Annotated in this window: 34 protein-coding genes; 2 read left to right on the forward strand and 32 right to left on the reverse strand. The window is 65.8% G+C overall.

Features of this window, described 5'->3' with window-relative positions; all coding sequences use genetic code 11:
- Nucleotide 1: 1 nt before the first annotated feature.
- Both EYE40_RS10570 and EYE40_RS10575 read right to left on the reverse strand, forming a co-directional pair.
- A complete protein-coding gene (locus EYE40_RS10570) occupies nucleotides 2-409 on the reverse strand; it encodes a hypothetical protein (protein WP_130981905.1) in 408 nt (135 codons plus the stop codon).
- Between the two features lie 2 nt (nucleotides 410-411).
- On the reverse strand, nucleotides 412-786 hold the full coding sequence (locus tag EYE40_RS10575) for a hypothetical protein (protein WP_130981906.1): 375 nt from the start codon (nucleotides 784-786) through the stop codon (nucleotides 412-414).
- 182 nt (nucleotides 787-968) lie between these two features.
- Here EYE40_RS10575 and EYE40_RS10580 point away from each other — a divergent pair, with 182 nt between their 5' ends.
- Nucleotides 969-3,608: a helix-turn-helix transcriptional regulator gene (locus EYE40_RS10580; protein ID WP_161972376.1), complete on the forward strand. Its 2,640-nt coding sequence runs from the start codon at nucleotides 969-971 to the stop codon at nucleotides 3,606-3,608.
- Here EYE40_RS10580 and EYE40_RS10585 read toward each other — a convergent pair.
- From EYE40_RS10585 to truA, 6 genes are all read right to left on the reverse strand, one after another.
- Complete coding sequence (locus tag EYE40_RS10585; protein WP_161972377.1) at nucleotides 3,605-3,958, reverse strand: group I truncated hemoglobin; 354 nt, start codon at nucleotides 3,956-3,958, stop codon at nucleotides 3,605-3,607. The two genes, EYE40_RS10580 and EYE40_RS10585, sit on opposite strands and share 4 nt — an antisense overlap.
- A 110-nt stretch (nucleotides 3,959-4,068) precedes the next feature.
- Nucleotides 4,069-5,628 carry a CHAP domain-containing protein gene (locus EYE40_RS10590; protein ID WP_161972378.1) on the reverse strand — a complete coding sequence of 520 codons (1,560 nt, stop codon included), beginning with the start codon at nucleotides 5,626-5,628 and terminating at the stop codon, nucleotides 4,069-4,071.
- Between the two features lie 82 nt (nucleotides 5,629-5,710).
- Nucleotides 5,711-7,072 carry a phosphoglucosamine mutase gene (glmM, locus tag EYE40_RS10595; RefSeq protein ID WP_130981910.1) on the reverse strand — a complete coding sequence of 454 codons (1,362 nt, stop codon included), beginning with the start codon at nucleotides 7,070-7,072 and terminating at the stop codon, nucleotides 5,711-5,713.
- A gap of 26 nt (nucleotides 7,073-7,098) precedes the next feature.
- The gene (rpsI, locus tag EYE40_RS10600; protein ID WP_130981911.1) at nucleotides 7,099-7,584 is read right to left on the reverse strand and encodes a 30S ribosomal protein S9; all 486 of its coding nucleotides are present in this window, start codon (nucleotides 7,582-7,584) and stop codon (nucleotides 7,099-7,101) included.
- A 32-nt stretch (nucleotides 7,585-7,616) separates the two neighbouring features.
- Nucleotides 7,617-8,063, reverse strand: coding sequence for a 50S ribosomal protein L13 (gene rplM / locus EYE40_RS10605; protein ID WP_130981912.1), 447 nt, complete (start codon nucleotides 8,061-8,063; stop codon nucleotides 7,617-7,619).
- Nucleotides 8,064-8,205: 142 nt separating this feature from the next.
- Nucleotides 8,206-9,111, reverse strand: coding sequence for a tRNA pseudouridine(38-40) synthase TruA (gene truA / locus EYE40_RS10610; protein ID WP_130981913.1), 906 nt, complete (start codon nucleotides 9,109-9,111; stop codon nucleotides 8,206-8,208).
- 30 nt (nucleotides 9,112-9,141) lie between these two features.
- Between truA and EYE40_RS10615 the strand changes: the two genes are divergently transcribed.
- A complete protein-coding gene (locus EYE40_RS10615) occupies nucleotides 9,142-11,058 on the forward strand; it encodes an acyltransferase family protein (protein WP_130981914.1) in 1,917 nt (638 codons plus the stop codon).
- Nucleotides 11,059-11,070: 12 nt separating this feature from the next.
- On the opposite strand, the gene EYE40_RS10620 is transcribed toward EYE40_RS10615, so the two are convergent.
- The 24 genes from EYE40_RS10620 to rplV form a co-directional block, all read right to left on the reverse strand.
- Complete coding sequence (locus tag EYE40_RS10620) at nucleotides 11,071-12,093, reverse strand: GNAT family N-acetyltransferase (protein ID WP_130981915.1); 1,023 nt, start codon at nucleotides 12,091-12,093, stop codon at nucleotides 11,071-11,073.
- Between the two features lie 55 nt (nucleotides 12,094-12,148).
- Nucleotides 12,149-12,703, reverse strand: a complete 555-nt coding sequence (rplQ, locus tag EYE40_RS10625) for a 50S ribosomal protein L17 (RefSeq protein ID WP_130981916.1) — start codon at nucleotides 12,701-12,703, stop codon at nucleotides 12,149-12,151.
- A 47-nt stretch (nucleotides 12,704-12,750) separates the two neighbouring features.
- Nucleotides 12,751-13,746 (reverse strand): DNA-directed RNA polymerase subunit alpha, encoded by a 996-nt coding sequence (locus EYE40_RS10630; protein WP_130981917.1) that lies wholly within the window; start codon nucleotides 13,744-13,746, stop codon nucleotides 12,751-12,753.
- Nucleotides 13,747-13,893: 147 nt separating this feature from the next.
- Entirely contained in the window at nucleotides 13,894-14,292 is a 399-nt protein-coding gene (gene rpsK, locus EYE40_RS10635) for a 30S ribosomal protein S11 (protein WP_130981918.1), read from the reverse strand.
- A gap of 50 nt (nucleotides 14,293-14,342) precedes the next feature.
- Nucleotides 14,343-14,717, reverse strand: coding sequence for a 30S ribosomal protein S13 (gene rpsM / locus EYE40_RS10640; RefSeq protein ID WP_130981919.1), 375 nt, complete (start codon nucleotides 14,715-14,717; stop codon nucleotides 14,343-14,345).
- 158 nt (nucleotides 14,718-14,875) lie between these two features.
- A complete protein-coding gene (gene rpmJ, locus EYE40_RS10645) occupies nucleotides 14,876-14,992 on the reverse strand; it encodes a 50S ribosomal protein L36 (protein ID WP_130981920.1) in 117 nt (38 codons plus the stop codon).
- A gap of 92 nt (nucleotides 14,993-15,084) precedes the next feature.
- Nucleotides 15,085-15,306, reverse strand: a complete 222-nt coding sequence (gene infA / locus EYE40_RS10650) for a translation initiation factor IF-1 (RefSeq protein ID WP_055811571.1) — start codon at nucleotides 15,304-15,306, stop codon at nucleotides 15,085-15,087.
- Nucleotides 15,307-15,478: 172 nt separating this feature from the next.
- Nucleotides 15,479-16,306 carry a type I methionyl aminopeptidase gene (gene map / locus EYE40_RS10655; RefSeq protein ID WP_275669401.1) on the reverse strand — a complete coding sequence of 276 codons (828 nt, stop codon included), beginning with the start codon at nucleotides 16,304-16,306 and terminating at the stop codon, nucleotides 15,479-15,481.
- A gap of 3 nt (nucleotides 16,307-16,309) precedes the next feature.
- On the reverse strand, nucleotides 16,310-16,909 hold the full coding sequence (locus tag EYE40_RS10660) for an adenylate kinase (RefSeq protein ID WP_130981921.1): 600 nt from the start codon (nucleotides 16,907-16,909) through the stop codon (nucleotides 16,310-16,312).
- On the reverse strand, nucleotides 16,906-18,234 hold the full coding sequence (secY, locus tag EYE40_RS10665; protein WP_130981922.1) for a preprotein translocase subunit SecY: 1,329 nt from the start codon (nucleotides 18,232-18,234) through the stop codon (nucleotides 16,906-16,908). The genes EYE40_RS10660 and secY overlap by 4 nt, the downstream gene beginning before the upstream one ends.
- Nucleotides 18,235-18,356: 122 nt before the next feature.
- Nucleotides 18,357-19,217 carry a 50S ribosomal protein L15 gene (gene rplO, locus EYE40_RS15650; RefSeq protein ID WP_130981923.1) on the reverse strand — a complete coding sequence of 287 codons (861 nt, stop codon included), beginning with the start codon at nucleotides 19,215-19,217 and terminating at the stop codon, nucleotides 18,357-18,359.
- Nucleotides 19,217-19,402 (reverse strand): 50S ribosomal protein L30, encoded by a 186-nt coding sequence (rpmD, locus tag EYE40_RS10675; RefSeq protein WP_130981924.1) that lies wholly within the window; start codon nucleotides 19,400-19,402, stop codon nucleotides 19,217-19,219. The genes rplO and rpmD overlap by 1 nt, the downstream gene beginning before the upstream one ends.
- Entirely contained in the window at nucleotides 19,402-20,118 is a 717-nt protein-coding gene (rpsE, locus tag EYE40_RS10680; RefSeq protein ID WP_130981925.1) for a 30S ribosomal protein S5, read from the reverse strand. The genes rpmD and rpsE overlap by 1 nt, the downstream gene beginning before the upstream one ends.
- Nucleotides 20,115-20,486, reverse strand: a complete 372-nt coding sequence (gene rplR / locus EYE40_RS10685; RefSeq protein WP_130981926.1) for a 50S ribosomal protein L18 — start codon at nucleotides 20,484-20,486, stop codon at nucleotides 20,115-20,117. The genes rpsE and rplR overlap by 4 nt, the downstream gene beginning before the upstream one ends.
- A 2-nt stretch (nucleotides 20,487-20,488) precedes the next feature.
- Nucleotides 20,489-21,025 (reverse strand): 50S ribosomal protein L6, encoded by a 537-nt coding sequence (rplF, locus tag EYE40_RS10690; protein WP_130981927.1) that lies wholly within the window; start codon nucleotides 21,023-21,025, stop codon nucleotides 20,489-20,491.
- Between the two features lie 6 nt (nucleotides 21,026-21,031).
- Complete coding sequence (gene rpsH, locus EYE40_RS10695; RefSeq protein ID WP_130981928.1) at nucleotides 21,032-21,430, reverse strand: 30S ribosomal protein S8; 399 nt, start codon at nucleotides 21,428-21,430, stop codon at nucleotides 21,032-21,034.
- Between the two features lie 82 nt (nucleotides 21,431-21,512).
- Nucleotides 21,513-22,091: a 50S ribosomal protein L5 gene (gene rplE, locus EYE40_RS10700; RefSeq protein ID WP_130981929.1), complete on the reverse strand. Its 579-nt coding sequence runs from the start codon at nucleotides 22,089-22,091 to the stop codon at nucleotides 21,513-21,515.
- Nucleotides 22,091-22,450 (reverse strand): 50S ribosomal protein L24, encoded by a 360-nt coding sequence (rplX, locus tag EYE40_RS10705; protein WP_130981930.1) that lies wholly within the window; start codon nucleotides 22,448-22,450, stop codon nucleotides 22,091-22,093. Before rplX ends, rplE begins: the two co-directional genes overlap by 1 nt.
- Before the next feature lie 2 nt (nucleotides 22,451-22,452).
- A complete protein-coding gene (gene rplN / locus EYE40_RS10710) occupies nucleotides 22,453-22,821 on the reverse strand; it encodes a 50S ribosomal protein L14 (protein ID WP_130981931.1) in 369 nt (122 codons plus the stop codon).
- Between the two features lie 35 nt (nucleotides 22,822-22,856).
- Nucleotides 22,857-23,147 carry a 30S ribosomal protein S17 gene (rpsQ, locus tag EYE40_RS10715; protein ID WP_130981932.1) on the reverse strand — a complete coding sequence of 97 codons (291 nt, stop codon included), beginning with the start codon at nucleotides 23,145-23,147 and terminating at the stop codon, nucleotides 22,857-22,859.
- Between the two features lie 5 nt (nucleotides 23,148-23,152).
- Entirely contained in the window at nucleotides 23,153-23,470 is a 318-nt protein-coding gene (rpmC, locus tag EYE40_RS15735) for a 50S ribosomal protein L29 (RefSeq protein WP_130981933.1), read from the reverse strand.
- Nucleotides 23,470-23,889: a 50S ribosomal protein L16 gene (gene rplP / locus EYE40_RS10725; protein ID WP_130981934.1), complete on the reverse strand. Its 420-nt coding sequence runs from the start codon at nucleotides 23,887-23,889 to the stop codon at nucleotides 23,470-23,472. The genes rpmC and rplP overlap by 1 nt, the downstream gene beginning before the upstream one ends.
- A gap of 2 nt (nucleotides 23,890-23,891) precedes the next feature.
- Complete coding sequence (gene rpsC / locus EYE40_RS10730; RefSeq protein WP_130981935.1) at nucleotides 23,892-24,692, reverse strand: 30S ribosomal protein S3; 801 nt, start codon at nucleotides 24,690-24,692, stop codon at nucleotides 23,892-23,894.
- Nucleotides 24,692-25,093, reverse strand: coding sequence for a 50S ribosomal protein L22 (rplV, locus tag EYE40_RS10735; protein WP_130981936.1), 402 nt, complete (start codon nucleotides 25,091-25,093; stop codon nucleotides 24,692-24,694). The genes rpsC and rplV overlap by 1 nt, the downstream gene beginning before the upstream one ends.
- Nucleotides 25,094-25,108 lie beyond the last annotated feature (15 nt).

The raw sequence follows: 25,108 nt of genomic DNA on the forward strand, positions 1-25,108 counted from the left end.
ATTACCACACCACCTGCACACTCGAGGGGTGCCTCGGGTCGATGGTGACATTCACACTCGCGCCCTGGCCGAGACGGCCGAGCTGCAGCTGCGGAACCAGGGTGCTGGTCGAGGCGGGCACGGGAGCGCCGCCCGGCACCATCACGAGCAGTGCGAGTTCGACGAGCACACTCGAGTTGACCTGCATCCCGCCGGCTACCGCCGAGGTGACGATGGCCGTCGCCGGCACCCGGCGCGAAGCCGAGGTCGGATCCGCTGCCGCGGCCTGCTGGGCGTTCATGGCCGCCATCGTGGCGCTCGCCGACTTCATCTTCTGCTGTGCCTCGGCAAGGCGGGCTGAGACGTCGTTGGTGGCATCCATCTCGTTGGTCATCGCCGTGAGCCGGCGGTAGCTGTCGAGTAGTCCCATGATCAGACCGCCGTGTAGAGCGAGTTGAAGAGGGAGGCGACGCCGGCGTCGGTGCGCAGTCGCGCGCCCCAGCCGTCCTGCGCGAGCTGCCAGTCGGCGGCGTTCACACCGTGGGCTGCGGCGATCGAGGGCAGCATCGCGGCGTCGTAGTTGTAGACGGCGACGCCCTTAGAGATGGTGACGTAGAGCTGGATGTCGACACCGGCGATCGGCGCGAGGTTCTCGGCGGCAGGAGCCGCGGCGACCGGCACCGGAGCGGCTGCGGCCTGGGCCTGCATCTCGCGGGCCTGTGCCGCCATCTGGTTGGCGGAGTCGATCATGTCGGGTGCGGCGTTCAGCATCGCGCCCATGTCCTTGAAGCTCTTGAGGATGTTCATGGTGGTGTCTTTCTGGTTGGGGAGCGCGCCGGGATTTCGGCGCTGCATTCACTCTCGCGGCGACGGGGAGCGGGCGGATGGGCATCCGGTACTCAACATTGCTGTGTCAATTACTCAGGTGACCCGGCCGTGGCGCCCCGCGGGCCGATATGCTCTCGATCACGGTCACGGACGGGGGCGAAATGCGCGGCAACGACGGGCTTCACCGCCAGTGGCAGTTTGCCGACCCCGACGGTCTCGCCCATCGTGCGACCGCGTCACTGCGCTCTGCCGGCTCGTCGGTGGTGATCCTGTCGGGACCCTCCGGCGCCGGCAAGTCGCGACTGGCAGCAGAGGCATCAGCGGCGCTGTCGGCCGAGGGATGGCACGTGCTCCCGGTCACCGCAAGCGCGGCCATCGCGGGCATCCCCCTCGGAGCCCTGACGCCCCTGCTCGCTGCCGACCTCGCCGACTTCGGTGCGATCGCGAGTGAACCGCTCGCCCTGTTCGCGCAGGCGCGGCGGGCCGTCGAGCGGATTGCCGCCGGACGCCGGACGGTCATGGTGGTCGACGACATCCCGCAGCTCGACAGCCTCTCGATCGGGCTCATCACCCAGCTCCTGAGCGCCCGGGTGTTGCAGCTCATCGTCACCGTGCGCAGCGGCGAGCCGCTGCCCGACGCGATCCTCTCGATGTGGACGAGCGCCTCCGCGGTGCGCATCGACGTTCCGCCGCTCAGCGTCGAGCACTGCGAGCTGCTGCTGACCGGGGTGCTGGGGGCGCGGGTCGCGCACCGCTCGGTCGTCGAGCTGCAGCGCCTGTCGGCGGGCAACCCGCTGTTCCTGCGCGAACTCGTGACCGGTGCCGTCGACGACGGTCACCTCGCGCCCAACGAGGGCATCTGGCAGCTGGTCGGGGATCCGATCGGAACCCCCGCCCTGCACGACCTCATCCGGTCGCGGCTGCGTCACCTCGAGCCGGCCGAGACGGAGATCGTGGAGCGGCTCGCGGTGTGCCAGCCGATCCACCTGAACGATCTCGAGGGCGATGGCGCTCGAGCCGCCGTTGTGCGCCTGGAGCGGGCGGGCGTCGTCGTTGTGCAGGAGCTCGCAGGCGCCCTGCTGCTCAGCCTCGCGCATCCGCAGTACGTGAGCGCGGTGCGCGCATCCCTCTCCCGACTGCGGGTCATCGACCTGCTGCTCGACCAGGCGGACATCGTGTCCCGTCGCCCGCTCACGCCCGACGACGAGCTGCGCGTCGCCACCTGGCGGCTCGATGCCGGATCCCCCTCGTCGCCCGAGCTGCTCGTTCGAGCCGCTCACCTCGCGCTCATCGCCCAGGACCAGGTGGCCGTCGCCCGCCTCGCGGCAGCCGCGGTCTCGGCGGGAGCCCCGGCCGCCGAGATGCTGTTTCTGCAGGGCGAGGCGATGTGGACCCTCGGCCGCAACACCGAGGCCCTCGCGCTGCTCGAACGCGCGGCGATCGCCGACCAGGCCGAACCGACCGACCTGCAGCTCACCGGCCACATCGCGACGGCACGCGCGAGCACCTACGCGGGCGAGGCACTCGGCAACTCGCTGGGGCTCGCCGTGCTCGACGAGGTCATCGTGCGGCACCCGACGCTCGCGAGCTCGCTCGCGCTCTCCCGCGCCGTGCTGCTGCTGAACCTCGAGGAGGCGGACCTCGCCGCCGAGACCCTCGTCGAGGCGGCACCGGCGAGCGATTCGCCGGAGACGGCCGCCGCGATTCTCGCGCTTTCCACCGCCCTTCCGCTCTCCGCCCTCGGCCGCTCGGCGGAAGCGCTCGAGCAGGCCCGCGCCGCGGTCGACTACGCGTCGACGGCCGAGCGCCCGGCGTTCGCCCGGCGCCGAGCGCTAATGGTGCTCTCCACCGTGCTGCTGCAGACCGGTGACGTGCGCGAGGCGACGTCGCTCACCCTCGAGTCGCTGCACGACGCGATCGGCCACGACGACGAGCTCGCCATCCGCTACAACGAACTGATGCTGGGCCGCTGTTTCCTGGCGGCCGGCCGTCTCGACACCGCGGCACGCTGGCTTCGGGATGTGATCAGCGGCGCACAGGCCCGCGGACCGATCGCCTACCGCGACCAGGCCCGTGCCCTGCTCGCCGCGACCCTCGCCGCGCAGGGCAACACGGGCGATGCGGCAGCGGTGCTCGCGACCCTGCCCGCCGAGTTCATCGAGAAGCACTCCAACGCGACGCTGGCCATGCTCTGGCTCGAAGCCGTCTCGGGCGACCGTGCGACTGCAGCGTCGGGGCTCATCGCCGCAGCCAGGGCGACGAAGGCTCGCGGTCACTACGTGCTCGCGGCATCTCTCGCCCACTCCGCCTCCCGGCTCGGTGCGGCGGCTGCAGCGACCCCTCTTCTCGCCGAACTCGCCGCGAACGGCGACAGCCCGCTGGTGCGCGCGCAGCACGCGCACTCTGCGGCGGAATCGGCGGCGGGCATCGAGATGCTCGAGGCCGCCGGGGAGACCTGGGAGGCCTCGGGCCACCTGCTGTTCGCCGCAGAATGCTTCGCGTCGGCCGCCGCGGCGTCCCGTCGCGACGGGTCAGCCCGGCAGGCGGCGGCGCTCCAGCAGCGCGCGGATGCCCTCTCCGCCCAGTGCGAGGGAGCGTCGACTCCCCTGCTGCAGTTCGCCGACTCGACCGAACCGCTCACCAAGCGCGAGCGGGAGATCGCCGCCCTCGCCGCGCAGGGGCTGAGCAGCGTGGAGATCGCGGAACGTCTCTTCCTCTCCCCGCGCACGGTGAACAACCACCTGCAGGCGAGTTACGCGAAGCTCGGCATCCGCCGGCGGAGCGAGCTGACCGGTCTCTAGGCCGTGACGATCGCGCTGCGCAGTCCCTGCAGGCGCACGCCGACAGCAGCGATGGCGGTCTGGTCGATACCGAGGTCGGTGAGCGCCGTGACGAGATGTTCGATGATCGTGCTGAACGCGTCATCCGTAATCGCCATGTGTGCGTGAGCTGTCGCAAGGTCGCGCCCCGTGAAGATCTCGGGTCCGTCGAGTGCCGCGGTGAGGAAGGCGCGCTGGTGGGCCTTGAGCCGGGAGAGGTCTACGCCATCGAACCACCGCGCGAGACTCTCGTCGTCGAGCACACGGTTGTAGAACACCGTCACGGCCGACTTGACCACTGCCTGGCCGCCGACCTGGTCGTAGATGCTCATGCTCACCCTCTTCCGCGGACCGTTCGGCCCTGCGTTCATCGTCGCAGCGACAGCGTAGTACCGGCCTGAGCAATCGTTGCTCAGAACGGGTCAGGATGCAGCGGTTGACGCTAGCGAACGATCCAGACGTACTTGCCCGGCGTGGTCATCATGCGGAAGGACCCGTTGTCGGTGACGATGCCCTGCGTGACGCCGTTCTTGTGGGACTTCGTGCTCCAGACGAGCTTGCCCTTCTTGTTGTACGCGGCGAAGGTGCCGTTGGGCAGCATGTGCATGGTGGCGCCCACCCCGGCACTCTTGCTCTTCCAGAGGTTGGTTCCCTTGAGGCGGTCCTGCAGCACGAGCACGCCCTTCGAGCTGAGCACCACCCGGTAACGGCCGTTGGGCGAGACGATCTGGCTGTTGACCTTCCAGCGGTCACCGAGCGCGATGGTCGCAGGGCGGGTGCTGGCGATGGGGGCCGTGCTGACCGAGGTCTTCGCCGTCGACAGGTAGCGGTTGGCGGAGGCGGTGACCTTCACCGAGATCTTGCGTCCGACATCCGTCGCGCTCAGCGCGAAGGTGGGGGCGGTTGCCCCGGCGATGGCGGCGCCATCACGCATCCACGTGTACTTGTAGGTCGCGCCGTTCGGCTTCCAGCTTCCCGCGGCTGCGCTCAGCACCTGGCCCTCCCTGGGCAGTCCGCTGATCGTCGGTGTCGGCTTGGTGGTGAACAGGTTGCGCGAATCCGCCACGACGCTCAGCTTGCCTGCCGCAGCGATGACCCGGGTGCCATCGGCGAGCACGGGTGCGAAGTTCTCCACGACCGGGGTGCCATCGGCCAGCCCCGTGGGGATGCGGATCGAGAACCCGAAGCTCGCGGTGCGCCCCGGACTGACGATCGCCTCGCTCTGCACGGCGGCCCGATTCGCTGCAGTCCAACCCTGTGCGAGCACGGAGTCGTGATCGTTCGGAGCCTGCGTGGCAAGGGAGAGCCCGGTCCAGGCCGTACGACCCGTGTTGACGAACTTCATGTCGACCCATGCGGTCGTGCCCGGCTTCATCACCGTCGTGTCCGCGAGATTCGCCTTGCTCGAGTCGGTGTACACCGTGGTCGTCGAGGCCTTGCCGCGGAACTCCGGAACGGATCCGACGCCGGAGGCGTCCTTGAAGTGGATGAAGCCCTCGGGCCACCCGCCGTTCGCCTTGGTGAGGTGCCGCCAGTGGAAGTCGCCTCCCCAGCTGTCCTCGGAGATGAGGATCTCGGTCGGGGAGATGACCGCCTCGACGTAGGCGACGTGACCCGAGTTGGGCGTCCACCAGGCGATGGAGCCGACGGTCGGCGTCTGGTTCGTCGCCTTCTTGTAGCCCACGCCCCATCCGCTCGCGTTGCCGGTCGCGTTCGTCCAGGGGCGTACGTTGGCCATGCCCGCGCTCACCATCATGTAGGCGGCGTAGTTGGTGCAGTTGTGGCCGCCGTACATCCTCCAGTAGGAGTTGCCCGAGCGGGTCGAGTAGCCGTGGTTCGACATCCCAAGCGCCGTGCACTGGGCGTAACCGGTGCACAGGGTCGTGCTCGCGGCGCTCGCGGACTGTGCCGGAGCCGTCAGTGACAGTCCTGCCGTGACCGCGACGACGGCGAGAATGGTGACGATGGAACGCCCGAATGAGCGTGCGCGCGCTGAAAGCATAAGAGTTTGTCCCCCGAAAAAACGTTGTACCCCGAAACCAGTATCAGTGGAACCGGCGTGTTGCGCTAGGGCAAACGGGAAATCAGTGCTTGAGCTGCTCGCGCACGATCTCGGCGAGGCGGTGCGCCGTGGCATCCGCCGTCGCCTGGTCGGAGGCTTCGACCATGACTCGAACCATCGGCTCGGTGCCCGAGGGACGCAGCAGCACCCGGCCGGTCTCGCCCAGTTCAGACTCGGCAACACGCACCGCCTCGGCGATGACCTGGTTGTCTTTCAGGCCGTGGTGGTCGATGCCCTTGACGTTGATCATGACCTGCGGGAAGACCGTCATCACCGCGGCGAGCTCGGCGAGGGTCTTGCCGGTGCGGGCCATCTCGGCGAGCAGCTGCAGGCCGGTGAGGATGCCGTCACCCGTGGTGGCGTGGTCGCTCATGATGACGTGACCGGACTGCTCACCACCAAGGCTGTAGCCGTGTTCGTTGAGAGCTTCGAGCACGTAGCGGTCGCCGACCGCGGTCTGCACGAGCGAGATGCCGTGCTCCGCCATGGCGAGCTTGAGACCGAGATTGCTCATGACCGTCGCGACGAGGGTGTCGTGCGCGAGCAGGCCGCGTTCCTTCATCGAGACGGCGAGGATGGCCATGATCTGGTCACCGTCGACGACATTGCCGTCACGGTCGACGGCGAGGCAGCGGTCGGCGTCACCGTCGTGCGCGATGCCGACGTCGGCCCCGTGCTCGAGGACGGCCGCAGACAACTGATCGAGGTAGGTCGAGCCGACCCCGTCGTTGATGTTGTAGCCGTCGGGATCCGCGCCGATGACCGTGACCGTCGCGCCTGCGTCGGTGAAGACCTGGGGCGACACGCCGGCGGCAGCGCCGTGGGCGCAGTCGAGCACGACGTGAATTCCGTCGAGGCGCTGAGGGAGCGTCGACAGCAAGTGAACGACGTATCGGTCCTCGGCGTCGGCGAAGCGACGGATGCGTCCGACCTCCACTCCGGTGGGCGCGAGCTTCTTCTGTGCAAGGGCGGCCTCGATGCGATCCTCGACGATGTCGGGGAGCTTGGTGCCGCCGACGGCGAAGAACTTGATGCCGTTATCGGGCGCCGGATTGTGCGAGGCGGAGATCATCACGCCGAAGTCGGCCTTGAAGTCCGCGACGAGGAACGCAGCAGCGGGAGTCGGGATGACGCCCGCGTCGTAGATGTCCACGCCGGAGCTTGCGAGGCCGGCAGCGACCGCCGCGCCAATGAACTCGCCCGAGACCCGGGGGTCACGAGCGAGGACCGCGACAGGTCGGCGCCCCGAGGCGCGCCGACCGTCAGCGTGACGTCCTTTGCCGAGTACTACGGCAGCCGACTGAGCAAGCCCGAGAGCGAGCTCGACCGTCAGGTCGCTGTTTGCAAGACCCCGAACTCCGTCGGTGCCGAATAGCCGTGGCATCCTGACTGCCAGCTAAGAAGCGCTGGTTAGCGCTTCGAGAACTGGGAAGCCTTACGAGCCTTCTTGAGACCGGCCTTCTTGCGCTCGATGACACGGGGGTCACGAGTCAGGAAGCCGGCCTTCTTGAGTGCCGGGCGGTTGTTCTCACGGTCGATCTCGTTGAGCGAACGCGCGATGGCGAGACGCAGTGCGCCTGCCTGGCCGGAGGGGCCACCTCCGGTGATCTTGGCGATCACGTCGTAGCTGCCGAGCAGGTCGAGGACCTTGAACGGGTCGTTGATGAGCTGCTGGTGAAGCTTGTTGGGGAAGTAGTCCTCGAGCGTGCGGCCGTTGACGGTGAACGAACCGGCTCCGGGCTTGATGCGCACGCGGGCGATGGCCTGCTTACGACGTCCAACGGCTGCGCCGGGAACGTTGAGAACCGCGCGGGGTGCCTTGGGGGCGCTCTCTGCGGGGGTTTCGGTCGAGTAGCTCTCGGGAGCTTCTTCGATGATGTCTGAGATCTGGGCCACGGTAGTTAGTCCTTAAAGTTTCTAAGCCGGCGCTACTGAGCGACCTGGGAAAGGGTGTACGTCTTCGGCTGCTGTGCAGCGTGAGGGTGCTCGGTACCCGTGTAGACCTTGAGCTTCGTGAGCTGAGCGCGACCGATCGAGTTCTTCGGGAGCATTCCACGGACGGCCTTCTCGACGGCGCGGGTCGGGTGCTTCTCGAGCAGCTCCGCGTAGGTCGTCGCCGTGAGTCCGCCCGGGTAACCCGAGTGGCGGTACGCCTTCTTCTGCAGCAGCTTGGAGCCGGTCAGTGCGACCTTCTCGGCGTTGATGATGATGACGAAGTCGCCCATGTCCATGTGAGGAGCAAAGGTCGGCTTGTGCTTGCCGCGCAGGAGCGCTGCAACGTGGCTGGCGAGACGGCCGAGAACGATGTTCTCTGCGTCGATGATGAGCCAGTCGCGCTGGACATCTTCCAACTTGGGTGAATAAGTACGAGTCACAGTTGTACTGCCTTCTTGATCGAGTGAGGTGTTCGTGAATCCCGCTCCGTGGAGATTGTCCGCACGATGTGGGGAGAATCGAACCGGTGGAGGGCTCATGATCGGATGTCGCGCACAGGGGCGTGGACACCAAGGGTCTATGTTAGTCGGCTTCCGGCCGTTCGGTCAAACGCAGGGCTGCCGGGTCCCGGCGCTGGCGGGTCAGTTCGGCCCGCGCGCCCATCTCAGAGTCGGCCGGGTAGCCCACCTCGGCGAGCGCGAGTCCCTTCGCGGGCATCACCTTGAAGGCCGCGGTGCGTTCGTGGGCGTCGCGCAGGTCGACGACATCCTCTATTCGTAGCTTGCCCTCCCCCACGGCGACGCTCGCCCCGACGAGGGCGCGCACCATGGAGTGGCAGAACGCGTCCGCCCGCACGTGCGCGACCATCAGGCCGTCGTCGAGGCGCCGCCAGGTGAACTCCTGCAGGTTGCGGATCGTCGTCGCGCCCTCGCGCGGTTTGCAGTAGCTCGCCCAGTCGTGCAGGCCGGTGAGCGAGGCGGCGGCGGCGGCCATCGCGTCGACGTCGAGCACGGAGGGGTGCCAGAGCGTGTGGTTGCGCAGCAGCGGGTTTCGGGGTGCCGTCGCGTCGGCGATGCGGTACTCGTAGCGGCGCCAGGTCGCCGAGAAGCGGGCGTCGAACCCCTCGGGCGCGACAGACGACCGGATGACGTGCACGTCGGTATCGAGCCCGGCGATGCCGTTGAGCCGCTTCGCGAGCAGGTTCGCGCCGGCGACCGGGTCGCCCTTGCCGCGCCTCGTGTCGAGGCTGCGCAGCTGCTCGTCGTTGAGGTCGACGTGGGCGACCTGGGCAAGCGCGTGCACGCCGGCATCGGTGCGCCCGGCGACGTGGATGACGGGCTTCAGCCCCGACCGCCGCAGGAGGATCGCGAGGTTCGCCTCGAGTTCTCCCTGCACGGTGCGCAGCCCCGGCTGCTTCGACCAGCCGAGGAAGTCGGTGCCGTCGTAGGCGATGTCCAGCCGCAAGCGGGTAGTAGCGTGCTCACTCACGCTGCGAGTCTAGGCTGGGACGACCGACCCATGACACCGACCAAGCCCCGCTCCCCAGCACGGCCTGCGAAAACTGCCCCGCCGCTCGCCGCCGTGAGCAGCCGCCTGCCCGGACTCGACGGGCTGCGCGCCCTCGCCGTCACCCTCGTGATCCTCTACCACCTGACTCCCGGCGCGCTCGAGGGCGGCTACATCGGCGTCGACATCTTCTTCGTGATCAGCGGCTTCCTCATCACCGGCCTGCTGCTGCGCGAGAAGGAGTCGACGGGGCGCATCTCCCTGTCGGACTTCTGGCGTCGGCGCGCCCGGCGCTTGCTCCCCGCACTCGTGGTTCTGCTGCTGGTCTGCTGCAGCGCCGCCTTCTTCGTCGGGGGTGACGTGCTCGTGGGCCTTGGCGCGCAACTGCTGGGCGCCCTAACCTTCAGCTACAACTGGCTCGCTCTCGCCGGCGGCGCGAGCTACTTCGACGCGACGACGCCCGAGCTGTTCCGCAACCTGTGGTCTCTCGCGGTCGAGGAGCAGTTCTACCTGCTGTGGCCGATCGTGGTGCTCGGGCTGGTAGCGCTCGCGAAGCCCCGCTGGAGGCTGGCCATCGTGGGCGGGGTGGCTGCGGCATCCGCTCTCGCGATGGGTTTGCTGCACAGCGGGGTGCTCGGCGCGACGTTCGACGCGACGCGGGTCTACTACGGCACCGACACCCACAGTTTCGGTCTCGCGATCGGTGCGCTGCTCGCCCTGCTCAACACCGCCTGGTCGCCGCGCGAGCTCGAGTGGTCGCGCGCTTCACGCCTGTGGCTGCCCACTCTCGGCTCGGTCGCAATCCTCGCCCTCATCGCGCTCTCGGTGTTGATGTCGGCGGATGAACCGATCAGCTACTTCGGCGGACTCGCCCTCGTCGCCCTGCTCACCGCCGTTGCCATCGCGGGAGCCGTGGTGCCGGGAGCACCCCTCGCTCGCCTGCTCGACGCCCGTCCCCTGCGCTGGATCGGCGAGCGCTCCTACGGCCTCTACCTCTGGCACTGGCCCGTCTTCGTTCTCGTGTCGGCGGCGATCCCGGGCTGGGAGCGTGAACCCGCCGGAGCCTGGCTGCTCGGCGGCATCGCGCTCGTGCTCACCGTGGCCGCGGCGACGCTCTCCTACCGGTACGTCGAAACCCCGATCCGCAGGGGCGGGCTGCGGGGTACCGTGCGACGGTGGCGGGGTGCGCTGGGCATCCGTCGGCCTGCCGCCCTCGGGGCCTCCGCTTTAGCGGTGCTGACCATCGCGCTCGGAGGCCTGAGCGCCGCCGCCGTGGTGACGGCACCCGCAGCCGGTGTCGCGCAGTCGCAGATCGAGGCCGGACAGGAGGCCATCGGCGAGACTCCGACACCCGAACCGACCGGGCCCGCCACAGAGCCCGCGCCCGCAGCACTGCCGGGCGGTGAGCAGATCGTCGCCGTCGGCGACTCGGTGATGCTCGCTGCGACGCCGACCGTGCAGGAGACGTTCCCGGGAATCCTGATCGACGCCGTCGTATCCCGCCAGATGTCGCAGGCGCCCGAGATCGTGCGCGGCCTGGTCAAGCGAGGCAAGATGCGTCCGATCCTTGTGCTCGGCCTCGGCACCAATGGGCCGATCGACCTGAAGACCATCGAAGAGGTCAAGTCGATCATCGGCCCCAAGGTGCAGCTCGTTCTCGTGAACGTGCAGGCGCCGCGCGGCTGGGTGCCCGAGGTCAACGAGATCGTCTCGCGCTACGCCCAGCAGCAGCGCACCGTGGAGCTCGCGAACTGGCACGACGCCATCCAGCCCCGACTCGATGTGCTCTCCCGGGACCAGGTGCACCCCGGTGGGCCGACCGGCGGAAAGATCTACGCGGGCGCGATCCGGGATGCGCTGCAACGCCTCGCCGAACTTCCCCCGCTGCTCGGCACCAACGACTACGGGCTCACCCCCCGCCCGGCTTAGCGGTCAACTGGTCTAGAACGTCTTAAGGAGATTGACGCTGCGGTTCGACTCGGCGAAACCGACGGCCTCGTACAGCCCGAGCGCTCCACTCGGGTTCTCGGCGTCGACGTCGAGAACGGCCATCTCGAGGCCGGCATCCCGCATCAGGTCCATCGCCGAGGCAAGCAGGCTCGGAGCGATGCCCTTGCCTCGCCACGCGCGACGCACCCCGACGAGCCCGATGTAGCCGGAGGAGAAGCCCTGGCCGGCCCAGTCCTCCTCGGTCACCGAGGTCAGCACGAAGCCGGCCACCTCACCCCCGGCCGTGAGCGCGACGACGGAGAGGTCGCGTCGCGTGTGCTGGCTGGTCGCATAGGACCGCCACTGCTCCTCGTTGGTGGACTGGCTGCCCCAGTGGTCGCGGAACGAATCGTTGCGGGCGTCACGCACAGCCTCGTCGAACTCGGGCTTCCAGGTCGTGAGGTCGAGTCCTTCGGCGAGCGGTCGTTCGGCGATCGGCTCGGAGAGGTCGCGACGCAGCTCGAGGTAGTAGCGGCTGATCGCGAATCCAGCGCGCTCGAGGGTCGAGATCGCGGACGGCGCGCGCGTCTCGGCGTACGCCATGAGCCAGCCCGGCAGTGGCTTTGAGGACGTCGCGAGCTGCTGCATCCCGCGCCCCTCCTGCCAGGCGACCAGACGTCGGCCCAACCCGTTACCGCGGGACTCGGGCCGAACCCCTCCGAACAGGATCGAGCGCACGAGCGTCTCCTGCCCGGGGCTGAGTGTCACGAAGCCCCAGGCGTCGATGCGCCCATCGGGCGTGACGGCCACGATCGAGTCGACGGTGGGATCGACGTAGCTGTGCTCGAACTCCTCCTCGATGTCGTCGCGGGGAATGATGTAGTTCGGATGATCGACGAGGCTGCTCGCCCGCGCGCAGTCGGTTATCGCGTCGACGTCGGCGCTGGTCGCGGGCCGCCACTCGTAGCCGTTGCTGACCGGAAGGTCGAGGGTGGACGGCGCTGTCACACGGGAGCTGAGGGGTGTCTCGGTCATGCGTTAAACAGTAAAGCCCCGCTCCGGGGAGCGGGGCTTTACCTGAAAAGCAGTACTACTTGGCTGCGTCCTCGTCGGCTGCAACAGCCTCGTCGGCGGCAACCTCAGACTCGGTCACGGTCTCGGCAGGGGTCTCTTCGACTGCTGCGTCGTCCGCTACGGCCTCGTCCTCGGCGGGAGCCGGGGCGGCTGCGGCGGGCGCTGCCTTCTCGGTCGCTGCGGACTTCTTGGCCGACTTCGGCTTGGGAGCAACGGGCTCGAGAACGAGCTCGATCTGCACCATCGAAGCGTTGTCTCCCTTGCGGAAGCCGAGCTTGGTGATGCGCGTGTAGCCACCCTCGCGGTCCGCAACGAGCGGCGCGATCTCCGTGAAGAGCTCATGGATGACGTTCTTGTCACCGATGATCGACAGCGCGCGGCGGCGGTTGTGCAGGTCGCCCTTCTTGGCGAACGTCACGAGGCGCTCCGCGACGGGACGCAGGCGCTTGGCCTTCGTCTCCGTGGTCTTGATGCTCTTGTGGGTGAACAGGGCAGCTGCGAGGTTCGCGAGCATGAGGCGCTCATGCGCCGGTCCGCCGCCGAGGCGCGGTCCCTTGGTGGGTGTAGGCATTGTTTTTTCTCTCTTAGATAAGAAGTCAGGTTGTCGGGAACGACGACCTAGGCAGTGGGCTCTTCGTCGTCGTATCCGCCGTAGAAGTGGGCGCCGTCGAATCCGGGAACCGAATCCTTGAGGCTGAGTCCCATCTCGACGAGCTTGTCCTTGACCTCATCCACCGACTTCTGTCCGAAGTTGCGGATGTTCATGAGCTGCGTCTCCGACAGGGCGACGAGTTCGCTCACGGTGTTGATGCCCTCGCGCTTGAGGCAGTTGTAGCTGCGCACGGACAGGTCGAGGTCTTCGATCGGCATGCTGAGCTCGCTCGAGAGCACGGCGTCGACGGGTGCCGGGCCGATCTCGATTCCCTCGGCCGCAGTGTTCAGCTCGCGTGCGAGGCCGAACAGCTCGGTGAGGGTGCGACCGGCCGATGCAATGGCGTCGCGCGGCGAGATGGCCGGCTTCGTCTCCACGTCGACGACAAGGCGGTCGAAGTCGGTGCGCTCACCGGCACGAGTTGCCTCGACGCGGTAGGTCACCTTGAGCACGGGCGAGTAGATCGAGTCGACCGGGATCTGGCCGGCTTCGCTGAACTCGCTGCGGTTCTGGGTCGCCGAGACGTAGCCGCGGCCACGCTCGATCGTCAACTCGAGTTCGAACTTCGCCTTGTCGTTCAGGGTGGCGATGACGAGCTCGGGGTTGTGGATCTCTACACCGGCAGGTGCGGAGATGTCGGCGGCCGTGACCTGGCCGGCACCCTGCTTGCGCAGGTAGGCGGTGATCGGCTCGTCGTGCTCGCTCGAGACGACGAGGCCCTTGATGTTCAGGATGACCTCGGTGACGTCTTCCTTCACACCGGGAACGGTGCTGAACTCGTGCAGCACACCATCGATGCGGATGCTGGTTACAGCGGCACCGGGGATGGATGACAAGAGGGTACGGCGAAGGGAGTTTCCGAGCGTGTAACCGAAACCGGGCTCAAGCGGCTCGATGACGAACCGCGAACGGAACTCGGAGATGTTCTCTTCGGCAAGAGTGGGGCGCTGTGCAATGAGCACGGTGATTCCTTTCGGCGAGGTGTCCGCTATATGACACCTGGGGTGCGTCGGGTGGCTGGCCCGACGGTTGTTGAGTTATGTGAAGGAAAAAGCTGTACTGGTCGAGTGGACGCGCCAGTGGCGCGCCCACTCAATCAAGGTGATGCGTTAGACGCGGCGGCGCTTGGGCGGGCGGCATCCGTTGTGCGCCTGCGGGGTGACGTCGCTGATGGAGCCGACCTCGAGGCCAGCGGCCTGGAGTGAACGGATCGCGGTCTCGCGGCCCGATCCCGGTCCCTTGACGAAGACGTCAACCTTCTTCATGCCGTGCTCCTGCGCCTGGCGCGCTGCGGACTCTGCGGAGAGCTGTGCGGCGTAGGGGGTCGACTTACGCGATCCCTTGAAGCCGACGGTTCCCGACGAGGCCCAGCTGACGACGGCGCCGGTAGGGTCGGTGATGGTCACGATCGTGTTGTTGAACGTGCTCTTGATGTGAGCCTGTCCGATCGCGATGTTCTTCTTCTCTTTACGACGCGGCTTACGAGCGGCCGATTTTGGTGCTGCCATGGTGTTCTCCTAAAACGTGTATGGCGACGACGTGGGGGTGAGCCCAGCGTCTATCGGGCCTTCTTCTTGCCGGCGACGGTGCGCTTCGGGCCCTTGCGGGTACGAGCGTTGGTCTTGGTGCGCTGTCCGTGGACAGGCAGGCCGCGACGGTGGCGGATTCCCTGGTAGCTGCCGATCTCGACCTTGCGGCGAATGTCGGCGGCGACCTCACGGCGGAGGTCACCCTCTACCTTGAAGTTCAGCTCGATGTAGTCGCGCAGGGCGATGAGCTGGTCATCGGTCAGATCCTTGACTCGGATCTCCCCGCTGATTGAGGTGTCGGCGAGGGTTTTGAGGGCCCTCGTACGGCCAACACCGTAGATGTAAGTCAGTGCGACCTCTACGCGCTTGTCGCGCGGGATGTCGACGCCGGCTAGACGTGCCATGGTGGCTTCTCCTGTGAGTGAGTGAAGGTGTGGACAGTACCGGTGCCGGGGCCTTCAACCCAGGGTGTCCGCCTCCGAGGAGGGTTCTTGGTACTGCTGTTTTCGTTATTCAGTTGTCAGTCTGCGATGGTCGAGACCAGGTCGAGCGAAGCCGAGAGTTAGCCCTGGCGTTGCTTGTGACGCGGGTTGGACTTGCAGATGACCATGACGTTTCCGTTGCGACGGATCACCTTGCAGTGGTCGCAGATCGGCTTGACGCTGGGGTTTACCTTCATGATGTTTTCCTTGTATTCGCTGTCGTCGTGCCCCGATTTGCCGGGGCCGTTACTTTCCAGCAGCGCCTTGCGGCTTACTTGTAGCGGCGTAGTTACTTGTACCGGTAAACGATCCGGCCGCGGGTCAGGTCGTACGGGCTCAGCTCCACGATCACGCGGTCCTCGGGAAGGATGCGGATGTAGTGCTGGCGCATCTTGCCCGAGATGTGGGCAAGAACGCGGTGGCCGTTGGTCAGCTCAACGCGGAACATTGCGTTGGGCAGAGCTTCGACTACTGCGCCTTCGATTTCGATGACACCGTCTTTTTTGGCCATTGCCTCTTCGTCGCTAAAAGTTGTTTGCTGGTCGTGCGGGATGTGGTGTTCTCGCGCCGCCGTACGACGTTGCCGGAAGGCTGCGCAGGCACGCCAAAGGCGGCCAGAAACACCAAAGATCAAGCTTAGGTCATTCCCGGGCGTTTCGCCAACTTAGGTGTATAGAGCACGCCTAGGCGACCGGCGTCGGCACAACGCCGAACGGCGCGAGTCCTGCCGCGCCACCGTCGATCGCGGTGAGCACCCAGATGCCGCCGCCGTGCACGGCAATCGAGTGCTCCCAGTGCGCCGCGGAGCCACCGTCGTCAGTGACGACCGTCCAGTCGTCGGCGAGGGTGTGCGAGTCGATGGTTCCCTCGGTCACCATCGGCTCGATCGCCACGACGAGCCCGGGCTTCACCTTCGGGCCCTTGTCGCGAACCCGGTAGTTGAACACGGGCGGATCTTCGTGCATGGAGCGGCCGATGCCGTGCCCCACGTAGTCCTCGATGATTCCCCAGCCTGGGTTCGCATCCACGATGACGTCTTCGATGAAACCACCGATGTCGTTGAGGTGCCTGGCCTGAGCCAGCGCGGCGATGCCGGCCCAGAGAGAGCGTTCCGTGGCATCCGACAGCGCCTGCCGCACAGCGACCCGTTCACTGTCGGCTTCACCGGGAACGACCATCGAGAACGCAGAGTCGCCGTTCCAGCCGTCGACGATCGCACCGCAGTCGATCGAGACCAGATCGCCCGGCTCGAGCGGGCGGTCGTTCGGGATTCCGTGCACGATCGCCTCGTTCACCGAGGCGCAGATCGTGTGGCGGTAGCCCGGTTCCAGCATGAAGTTGGGCCCGCCACCGCCGTCGCGGATGACCCTCTCCGCGATCGCGTCGAGCTGGAGGGTCGTCATCCCGGCCCGGATCTCGCTGCGCACGGCATCGAGAGCCAGTGCGGTCAGCACACCCGGTGCGATCATCGCCCGCAGATCAGCGGGTGACTTGTAGATGTTGAAGCGCACGAACTACTTGGTAGCGGCGTCAGGCAGCGCGATGCCGCGATCGGCGAGGGCTGCAGCGATGCGCGAGGCCACCTCGTCGACCTCGCCGAGGGCATCGATCTCGATGACCAGGCCGCGATCCTTGTAGACGGCGATCAGCGGCGCGGTCTCTCGCTTATACAGCGACTGGCGGTGGCGGATCGTGTCTTCGGTGTCATCGGTGCGGCCCTCTTCGTGGGCGCGCTTCAGCAGTCGCGAGACGACCTCGTTCGGGTCGACCACGAGCTGGATCACGGCGTCGAGTGCGGTGTCCGACTTGGCGAGCACGCCGTCGAGGAACCCCAACTGGTCGAGGGTTCGCGGGTAACCGTCGAGCAGGAAGCCGTCGACCGCATCCTCTTCGAGAAGGCGGTGGGCCACGAGGTCGTTCGTCAGCGAGTCGGGCACGTAGTCCCCGGCGTCGATGATGGCCTTGACCTGCTGGCCGAGCTCCGTCTGGTTCTTGATGTTGGCACGGAAGATGTCACCCGTGGCGATCGCGGGGATACCGAAGGTGTCTGTCAGGCGAGCGGACTGTGTCCCCTTGCCGGCGCCGGGCGGACCGACAATCAAAAACCGGGTCAACGGAGCAGGCCCTCGTAGTGCCTCTGCTGAAGCTGCGAGTCGATCTGCTTGACGGTCTCAAGACCGACACCGACGATGATCAGGATGCTCGCGCCACCGAACGGGAAGTTCTGGTTGGCACCGACCGTCGCCAGGGCGATGAGCGGGATGAGCGCGATCAGGCCGAGGTAGAGCGAACCGGGAAGTGTCACGCGGGTGAGCACGTAGTCGAGGTACTCGGCCGTCGGGCGACCCGCACGGATGCCGGGGATGAACCCGCCGTACTTCTTCATGTTGTCGGCGACCTCTTCGGGGTTGAAGGTGATAGCGACGTAGAAGTAGGTGAAGCCGACGATGAGCAGGAAGTACACGGCCATGTAGAGCGGGTTGTCACCCGATACGAGGTTGTTGTTGATCCAGGTGACCCATGCGGCAGGAGCCTCACCGGCGACGGCTGGCTGGTTGAACTGCGCGATGAGGGCGGGCAGGTACAGCAGCGACGAGGCGAAGATGACCGGCACAACGCCCGCCATGTTGACCTTGATCGGGATGTACGTGTTGTTGCCGCCGTAGGTGCGTCGACCGACCATACGCTTCGCGTACTGCACGGGGATGCGCCGCTGTGATTGCTCGACGAAGACGACGGCCGCCATGATCACCAAACCGACGGCAATGACGAGGATGAACGTGTTGATGCCCTTGGAGAGCTGGATGCTCCACAGTGCGCTCGGGAAGGTCGCCGCGATGGACGTGAAGATGAGGAGCGACATGCCGTTGCCGATGCCGCGCTCGGTGATGAGCTCGCCCATCCACATGATGAGGCCGGTGCCGGCGGTCATCGTGATGACCATGAGCAGGATGGCGTACCACGCCTCATTGGTGATCAGGTCGCTGCAGGCGGGGGTTCCCGAGTTGCTCGGGAACAGCGCGCCGCTACGGGCGACGGTGATGAGGGTGGTCGACTGCAGGACGCCGAGCGCGATGGTGAGGTAACGCGTGTACTGCGTCAGCTTCGCCTGGCCGGTCTGGCCCTCCTTGTAGAGGGTGTCGAAGTGAGGGATGACCACGCGCAGCAGCTGCACGATGATCGAGGCCGTGATGTACGGCATGATGCCGAGCGCGAAGACCGACAGCTGCAGCAGTGCACCACCGCTGAAGAGGTTGACGAGCTCGTAGAGGCCCGAGGCGCCGGCGTTGCCCGCGAGGCAGGCCTGCACGTTGATGAAGTCGACGAACGGCGCCGGGATGAAGGATCCCAGGCGGAACAGCGCGACGATGCCGAGCGTGAACCCGATCTTCCTGCGCAAGTCAGGCGTGCGGAATATCCGCGCGACGGCTCTAAACACGAGGTCCTCCAGGTTTATTGGGGCCAGCGGCGCGAGTGGAGCTCCCGAATCTCTCCAGGAACTCCACTCGAAACCGAACTGGCAGCCGCTAGGGCGGCACAGTGGCGCTTACGCGCCAGGTACTACTTTACTGAACCGCCAGCTGCGACGATCTTCTGCTCTGCTGAGCTCGAGACCTTGTCGACTGCAACGTTCAGCTTAACCGCAATGTCACCCTGGCCAAGAACCTTGACCTTCTCGTTCTTGCGAACGGCACCCTTTGCCACGAGGTCGAGGATGGTTACATCCCCACCCTTCGGGTAGAGCTCGGCGAGCTTCTCGAGGTTGACGACCTGGTACTCGACACGGAACGGGTTCTTGAACCCGCGCAGCTTCGGTGAGCGCATGACGAAGTTGACGCCACCACCCTCGAAACCGACACGCATCTGGTAACGAGCCTTCGTTCCCTTGGTACCGCGGCCCGCGGTCTTACCCTTCGAGCCCTCACCGCGTCCAACGCGGGTGCGGTCCTTCTTCGCGCCCTCAGCGGGACGAAGGTGGTGGACCTTGAGCACCTGCGGGCGAACGGCGACATCAGCCTTGGGCGTCTTGGCGCTCTTGGCGGCAGGAGCCTTCTTGGCGGGAGCCTCGGCAACGACGTCGTCGGACTTCGCAGCAGCAGCCTTGGGAGCAGCCTTCGCGGCGGGAGCCTTGTCGGCAGCCTTCGCGGCGGGAGCCTTCTCAGCAGCGGCCTTCTTAGGGGCAGCGGCCTTGGGGGCAGCCTTCGTGTCGTCGGACTTCGCAGCGGCAGCCTTGGGGGCCTTTGCGGCGGGAGCCTTCTCGGCAGCAGCCGTCTTCGTGGCGGGTGCCTTGTCGGCAGCAGCCTTGGCCGGAGCCTTGTCGGCAGCGGCCTTCTTGGGGGCAGCAGCCTTGGCCGGAGCCTTCTCGGCAGCAGCCTTCGCAGCGGGCGCCTTCTTAGGGGCGTCCTTCTTTTCTTCAGCCATTAGTCAATCTCCTCGACCTTGACAAGGTGAGCGACGGTGCGGACATAGCCACGGTTCTGCTTGTTGTCTTCGCGAACCACTACGTCACCGATGCGGTGCAGCCCGAGGCTGCGCAGGGTGTCGCGCTGGTTCTGCTTCTCACTGATTTTGGACTTGATCTGGGTCACCTTCAGGTTTGCGGCCATCAGACACCTGCCTTAGCTTCTGCTTCGGCGCGCAGGAGGCGAGCCGGAACAACGTGCTCGACATCGAGGCCACGACGTGCGGCGACCGCACGGGGCTCCTCGAGCTGCTTGAGGGCAGCGACTGTCGCGTGCACGATGTTGATCGTGTTCGACGAACCAAGCGACTTGCTCAGAACGTCATGGATGCCAGCGCACTCGAGTACGGCGCGGACCGGTCCACCGGCGATAACACCGGTACCGGCGGAAGCCGGACGAAGGAGGACAACGCCTGCGGCGGCCTCACCCTGGACGGGGTGGGGGATCGTCGCACCGACGCGGGGAACGCGGAAGAAGTTCTTCTTGGCTTCTTCGACGCCCTTCGAGATGGCCGTGGGGACTTCGCGTGCCTTGCCGTAGCCGACGCCGACCATGCCGTTGCCGTCTCCGACGACGACGAGAGCGGTGAAGCTGAAGCGACGACCACCCTTGACGACTTTGGAGACGCGGTTGATGGTGACAACCTTCTCCAGGAACTGGCTCTTCTCGGCGTCGCGGCTGTTGCCACGCTCGCGGTTGGGGTTGCGCTCGCGACCGCCACGGCGAGCCTCGCGGGGCTCGTTCGTGAGGTCGGTGGCCGGGGCGTCAGCGGTGGTTGCCGCTGCGGTCTCGGTCGTGGCCGCAGCCTCGGTGGTTACTTCGGACGTCACGTCCTGCTCCTTGTTGGTTGCGTCGCTCACAGGTTCAATCCACCCTCTCGAGCTCCCTCGGCGATTGCAGCTACGCGTCCTGCGTACTTGCTGCCGCCACGGTCAAATACAACGGCTTCGACGCCGGCGGCCTTGGCGCGCTCTGCGACGAGTTCGCCGACCTTGCGTGCCTTGGCGGTCTTGTCGCCGTCGAAGGTGCGCATGTCAGCTTCGAGGGTCGATGCCGATGCGAGGGTGAAACCCTTGCTGTCGTCGACGACCTGGACGAATACGTGACGGGCGCTGCGCGTGACGACGAGGCGCGGACGCAGCTCGGTGCCGACGACCTTCTTGCGCAGTCGCGTGTGACGGCGAGCCTTGGCTGCCGACTTGCTCTTGCCTCTAGTTCCGAGACCCATGATTACTTACCTGACTTTCCGGCCTTGCGGCGGACTACCTCGCCTGCGTAACGCACGCCCTTGCCCTTGTAGGGCTCTGGCTTGCGCAACTTACGAATGTTGGCCGCGACTTCGCCGACGGCCTGCTTGTCGATGCCGAGAACCGTGACCTTGGTGTTTCCCTCGACCGCGAAGCTGATGCCTGCGGGCGGGTCGACGGTGATCGAGTGCGAGAAGCCGAGTGCGAACTCGAGGGACTCACCCTTGGCGGCGACACGGTAACCGGTGCCGACGACCTCGAGACCCTTGGAGTAACCCTCGGTCACGCCGACGATCTGGTTCGAGATCAGGGTGCGGGTCAGGCCGTGGAGCGAACGCGATGCGCGCTCGTCGTCGGGACGGGTGACGAGCACCTGTCCGTCTTCCAGCTTGACCTCGATGGGGCTGGCGACGGTGAGCGAAAGCTCACCCTTCGGGCCCTTGACGGTGACGGCTGAGCCGTCGATCTTGATGTCGACGCCCGCGGGGACGTCGATCGGAAGTCTTCCAATACGTGACATGACGGATTACCACACGTAGGCGAGGACTTCCCCACCTACGCCCTTCGAGGAAGCCTGGCGGTCGGTGAGCAGACCGGAGGAGGTGGACAGGATGGCGACACCGAGTCCGCCGAGAACACGAGGGATCTCGGTCGACTTCGCGTAGACGCGAAGACCGGGCTTGGACACGCGCTTGATGCCCACGATGGAGCGCTCGCGGTTGGGGCCGTACTTGAGGTCGATGGTGAGGGTCTGTCCGACGCGAGCGTCTTCGACCTTCCACGACGTGATGAAACCCTCGGTCTTGAGGATGTCGGCGATGTGCGCCTTGAGCTTGCTGTTCGGCAGTGACACGCTGTCGTGGTACGCCGAGTTCGCATTGCGCAGTCTGGTGAGCAGGTCTGCTACCGGATCTGTCATTGTCATGAGTTGATATTCCTAGTCTCGCCCGGTTTCGACACTCATTACATGAGGGCCGACCTGGTCGATCGGTGTTACTGGTGGGTTGTTACTTGTCTTCCGTAACGAACGGGAAGCCGAGCGCCTTGAGCAGCGCGCGCCCCTCGTCGTTGTTCTTCGCGGTGGTGACGACAGTGATGTCGAAGCCACGCACGCGGTCGATCTTGTCCTGGTCGATCTCGTGGAACATGGACTGCTCCGTGAGGCCGAACGTGTAGTTGCCGTTGCCGTCGAACTGCTTGGGGCTCAGGCCGCGGAAGTCGCGGATACGCGGAAGCGCCAGCGAGATCAGACGGTCGAGGAACTCCCACGCACGGTCGCCGCGGAGGGTGACGTGTGCGCCGATGGCCTGGCCCTCGCGGAGCTTGAACTGCGCGATGGACTTGCGGGCAAGGGTGACCTGCGGCTTCTGGCCGGTGATCGCAACGAGGTCCTTGATGGCACCGTCGATGATCTTGCCGTCGCGGGCTGCCTCACCGACACCGGTGTTGACAACTACCTTGACGAGTCCGGGAACCTGGTGCACGTTCGTGAAGCCGAAGTCCTTCTTGAGCTGCGGAGCAATCTCATCGCGGTACTTCTGCTTGAGGCGCGGCTGGATTTTGCCAGCTACTGCGGTGTCGGTCATTACAGGTCCTTACCTGACTTCTTGGCGTAACGGATGCGGACGGTGCGCTTGACGCCGTCCTTCTCGACGACCTCTTCGCGGAAACCGACGCGGGTCGGCTTCTTCGAGTCGGGGTCGACGAGTGCAACGTTGGAAACGTGGATGGGGGCTTCGAAGGTCTCGATGCCGCCGGTCTTGGTGCCGCGCTGGGTCTGGCCGACGCGAGAGTGCTTGGTGACGAAGTTGACACCCTCCACGATCACGCGGTTCTTCTCGGCGAAGACCTCGATGACACGACCCTGCTTGCCGCGGCTTCCGCCACGGGCCTGGGTGCGGCCGGTGATGACCTGAACCAGGTCACCCTTCTTGATGTTTGCCATGACTAAATGACCTCCGGTGCCAGCGAGATGATCTTCATGAACTTCTTGTCGCGAAGCTCACGACCAACCGGTCCGAAGATGCGGGTACCGCGGGGGTCTCCGTCAGCCTTCAGGATCACTGCGGCGTTCTCGTCGAACTTGATGTACGAGCCGTCGGGACGGCGCGTCTGCTTGATGACTCGGACGATGACCGCCTTGACGACATCACCCTTCTTGACGTTTCCACCGGGGATCGCGTCCTTGACGGTCGCGACGATGACGTCACCGAGTCCCGCGTAACGACGGCCTGAGCCACCGAGAACGCGGATGGTGAGGAGTTCCTTGGCGCCGGTGTTGTCGGCAACCTTGACTCGTGATTCCTGCTGAAGCATTCTGTGTCCTTATTCCTAAGTAGACGCCGGGGCGACTACTTGGCCTTCTCGAGGATCTCGACGATGCGCCAGCGCTTCGTGGCGCTGAGCGGACGAGTCTCGCTGATGAGGACGAGGTCGCCGATGCCGGCCGCGTTGGCCTCATCGTGTGCCTTGACCTTGGACGTGCGACGGATGACCTTGCCATAGAGGGGGTGCTTGACGCGGTCCTCAACCTCGACGACGACTGTCTTGTCCATCTTGTCGCTCGTGACGTAGCCACGACGCGACTTGCGGTAACCGCGAGCGAGCTCGGCGGTCTCGGCCTTCTCTTCAATCTTTGCCATGAGACTTACGCCTCCTTCGTGTCATCGGTGGACTCAGCAGCTGCTGCATCCTTCTTGGTGGTCTTCTTTGCGGCCTTGGCCGGTGCCTCGACTGCAACGGGCGTGGCACGAATGCCCAGCTCGCGCTCACGGAGAACCGTGTAGATACGGGCAATGTCGCGCTTCACGGCGCGCAGGCGGCCGTGGCTCTCGAGCTGTCCGGTTGCCGACTGGAAGCGCAGGTTGAACAGCTCTTCCTTGGCCTTCTTGAGTTCGTCGACCAGGCGTGCGTCTTCGAAAGTGTCGAGCTCGACTGAGGCGAGCTCCTTGGATCCGATCGCCATTATGCGTCGCCCTCCTCGCGCTTGATGATGCGTGCCTTGAGGGGCAGCTTGTGAATTGCTCGGGTGAGTGCCTCGCGAGCGACTGTCTCATTGACACCGCTCAGTTCGAAGAGCACGCGGCCCGGCTTGACGTTCGCGACCCACCACTCGGGTGAACCCTTACCGGAACCCATGCGGGTTTCGGCGGGCTTCTTGGTCAGCGGGCGGTCGGGGTAGATGTTGATCCACACCTTTCCACCACGCTTGATGTGACGGGTCATTGCGATACGAGCCGCCTCGATCTGGCGGTTCGTGACGTATGCGGGGGTCAGCGCCTGGATGCCGTACTCACCGAACGACACAACGGTTCCGCCAGTGGCGTGACCGGAGCGACCGGGGTGGTGCTGCTTGCGGTGCTTGACCTTACGTGGAATCAACATTGTTATGCCTCAACTCCTGCTGCTGCGACCGGTGCGTCAGCCTTGGGGGCTGCTGCAGCGCGGGGCGCACGGCTGTCGCGACGGTCTCCGCCATCACGGCGGTCGTCACGACGCTCGGGGCGCGTCGACTTCTGGCTGGCCTGCTCGCGAGCAAGCTCCTTGTTGGTGATGTCACCCTTGTAGATCCAGACCTTCACGCCGATGCGGCCGAAGGTGGTCTTGGCTTCGTAGAAGCCGTAGTCGATGTTCGCGCGGAGCGTGTGCAGCGGCACACGACCTTCGCGGTAGAACTCCGAGCGGCTCATTTCTGCGCCACCCAGTCGACCGGAGACCTGGATACGGACACCCTTGACGCTCGCGGTGCGCTGTGCGCCCTGCAGGCCCTTACGCATCGCGCGGCGGAAGGCCACACGAGCGGAGAGCTGCTCCGCGATGCCCTGGGCAACGAGCTGAGCCTCAGCCTCGGGGTTCTTGACCTCGAGGATGTTGAGCTGGATCTGCTTGCCCGAGAGCTTCTCGAGGTCGGCACGGATGCGCTCGGCCTCTGCTCCACGGCGTCCGATGACGATTCCGGGACGCGCCGTGTGGATGTCCACGCGGACACGGTCACGGGTGCGCTCGATCTCGATGCGTGCAACACCAGCGCGGTCAAGCGAGGTCTTGAGCAGGTTACGGATCTTGATGTCCTCGGCGACGTAGTCGCTGTAACGCTGGCCGGCCTTCGTGCTGTCGGAGAACCAACGCGACACGTGGTCGGTGGTGATACCGAGGCGGAAGCCGTACGGATTTACTTTCTGGCCCATTACTTCTTTCCTGCCTTCTTGGCGCCGGCCGAAGCCGCACCAGCGAACTCGTCCGGCGTAGCCAGGACGATCGTGATGTGGCTCGTGCGCTTGAGGATCTGGAAGGCGCGACCCTGTGCACGCGGCTGGAACCGCTTGAGGGTCGTACCTTCGTCAACGAATGCCTGCGAAACGAACAGGTCCTGCTCGTCGAAGAAGCTGTTCGAAGCATCAGCCTTGACGCGAGCGTTCGCGATTGCTGCTTCGACGAGCTTGTAGACGGGCTCGCTCGCACCCTGGGGTGCGAACTTCAGGATTGCCAGTGCCTCGATTGCCTGCTTGCCGCGGATCAGGTTGACGACGCGACGAGCTTTGGTGGCGGTGACGCGAATGTGCTTCACGCGAGCGATGGATTCAACCATTTCTCTCTCCTCCTT

Origin of the sequence: Glaciihabitans arcticus (assembly GCF_004310685.1) — a bacterium.
Classification (GTDB): Bacteria; Actinomycetota; Actinomycetes; order Actinomycetales; family Microbacteriaceae; genus Conyzicola; species Conyzicola arctica.

Coding starts and splice junctions, on each gene's coding strand:
- EYE40_RS10570 (WP_130981905.1), bottom strand. CDS start 409: ATGGGACTACTCGACAGCTACCGCCGGCTCACGGCGATGACCAACGAG.
- EYE40_RS10575 (WP_130981906.1), bottom strand. CDS start 786: ATGAACATCCTCAAGAGCTTCAAGGACATGGGCGCGATGCTGAACGCC.
- EYE40_RS10580 (WP_161972376.1), top strand. CDS start 969: ATGCGCGGCAACGACGGGCTTCACCGCCAGTGGCAGTTTGCCGACCCC.
- EYE40_RS10585 (WP_161972377.1), bottom strand. CDS start 3,958: ATGAGCATCTACGACCAGGTCGGCGGCCAGGCAGTGGTCAAGTCGGCC.
- EYE40_RS10590 (WP_161972378.1), bottom strand. CDS start 5,628: ATGCTTTCAGCGCGCGCACGCTCATTCGGGCGTTCCATCGTCACCATT.
- glmM (WP_130981910.1), bottom strand. CDS start 7,072: ATGCCACGGCTATTCGGCACCGACGGAGTTCGGGGTCTTGCAAACAGC.
- EYE40_RS10615 (WP_130981914.1), top strand. CDS start 9,142: ATGACACCGACCAAGCCCCGCTCCCCAGCACGGCCTGCGAAAACTGCC.
- EYE40_RS10620 (WP_130981915.1), bottom strand. CDS start 12,093: ATGACCGAGACACCCCTCAGCTCCCGTGTGACAGCGCCGTCCACCCTC.
- rplQ (WP_130981916.1), bottom strand. CDS start 12,703: ATGCCTACACCCACCAAGGGACCGCGCCTCGGCGGCGGACCGGCGCAT.
- rpsK (WP_130981918.1), bottom strand. CDS start 14,292: ATGGCAGCACCAAAATCGGCCGCTCGTAAGCCGCGTCGTAAAGAGAAG.
- rpsM (WP_130981919.1), bottom strand. CDS start 14,717: ATGGCACGTCTAGCCGGCGTCGACATCCCGCGCGACAAGCGCGTAGAG.
- rpmJ (WP_130981920.1), bottom strand. CDS start 14,992: ATGAAGGTAAACCCCAGCGTCAAGCCGATCTGCGACCACTGCAAGGTG.
- infA (WP_055811571.1), bottom strand. CDS start 15,306: ATGGCCAAAAAAGACGGTGTCATCGAAATCGAAGGCGCAGTAGTCGAA.
- rplO (WP_130981923.1), bottom strand. CDS start 19,217: ATGGCTGAAGAAAAGAAGGACGCCCCTAAGAAGGCGCCCGCTGCGAAG.
- rpmD (WP_130981924.1), bottom strand. CDS start 19,402: ATGGCCGCAAACCTGAAGGTGACCCAGATCAAGTCCAAAATCAGTGAG.
- rplR (WP_130981926.1), bottom strand. CDS start 20,486: ATGGGTCTCGGAACTAGAGGCAAGAGCAAGTCGGCAGCCAAGGCTCGC.
- rplF (WP_130981927.1), bottom strand. CDS start 21,025: ATGTCACGTATTGGAAGACTTCCGATCGACGTCCCCGCGGGCGTCGAC.
- rpsH (WP_130981928.1), bottom strand. CDS start 21,430: ATGACAATGACAGATCCGGTAGCAGACCTGCTCACCAGACTGCGCAAT.
- rplE (WP_130981929.1), bottom strand. CDS start 22,091: ATGACCGACACCGCAGTAGCTGGCAAAATCCAGCCGCGCCTCAAGCAG.
- rplX (WP_130981930.1), bottom strand. CDS start 22,450: ATGGCAAACATCAAGAAGGGTGACCTGGTTCAGGTCATCACCGGCCGC.
- rplN (WP_130981931.1), bottom strand. CDS start 22,821: ATGCTTCAGCAGGAATCACGAGTCAAGGTTGCCGACAACACCGGCGCC.
- rpsQ (WP_130981932.1), bottom strand. CDS start 23,147: ATGGCAAAGATTGAAGAGAAGGCCGAGACCGCCGAGCTCGCTCGCGGT.
- rpmC (WP_130981933.1), bottom strand. CDS start 23,470: ATGGCGATCGGATCCAAGGAGCTCGCCTCAGTCGAGCTCGACACTTTC.
- rplP (WP_130981934.1), bottom strand. CDS start 23,889: ATGTTGATTCCACGTAAGGTCAAGCACCGCAAGCAGCACCACCCCGGT.
- rpsC (WP_130981935.1), bottom strand. CDS start 24,692: ATGGGCCAGAAAGTAAATCCGTACGGCTTCCGCCTCGGTATCACCACC.
- rplV (WP_130981936.1), bottom strand. CDS start 25,093: ATGGTTGAATCCATCGCTCGCGTGAAGCACATTCGCGTCACCGCCACC.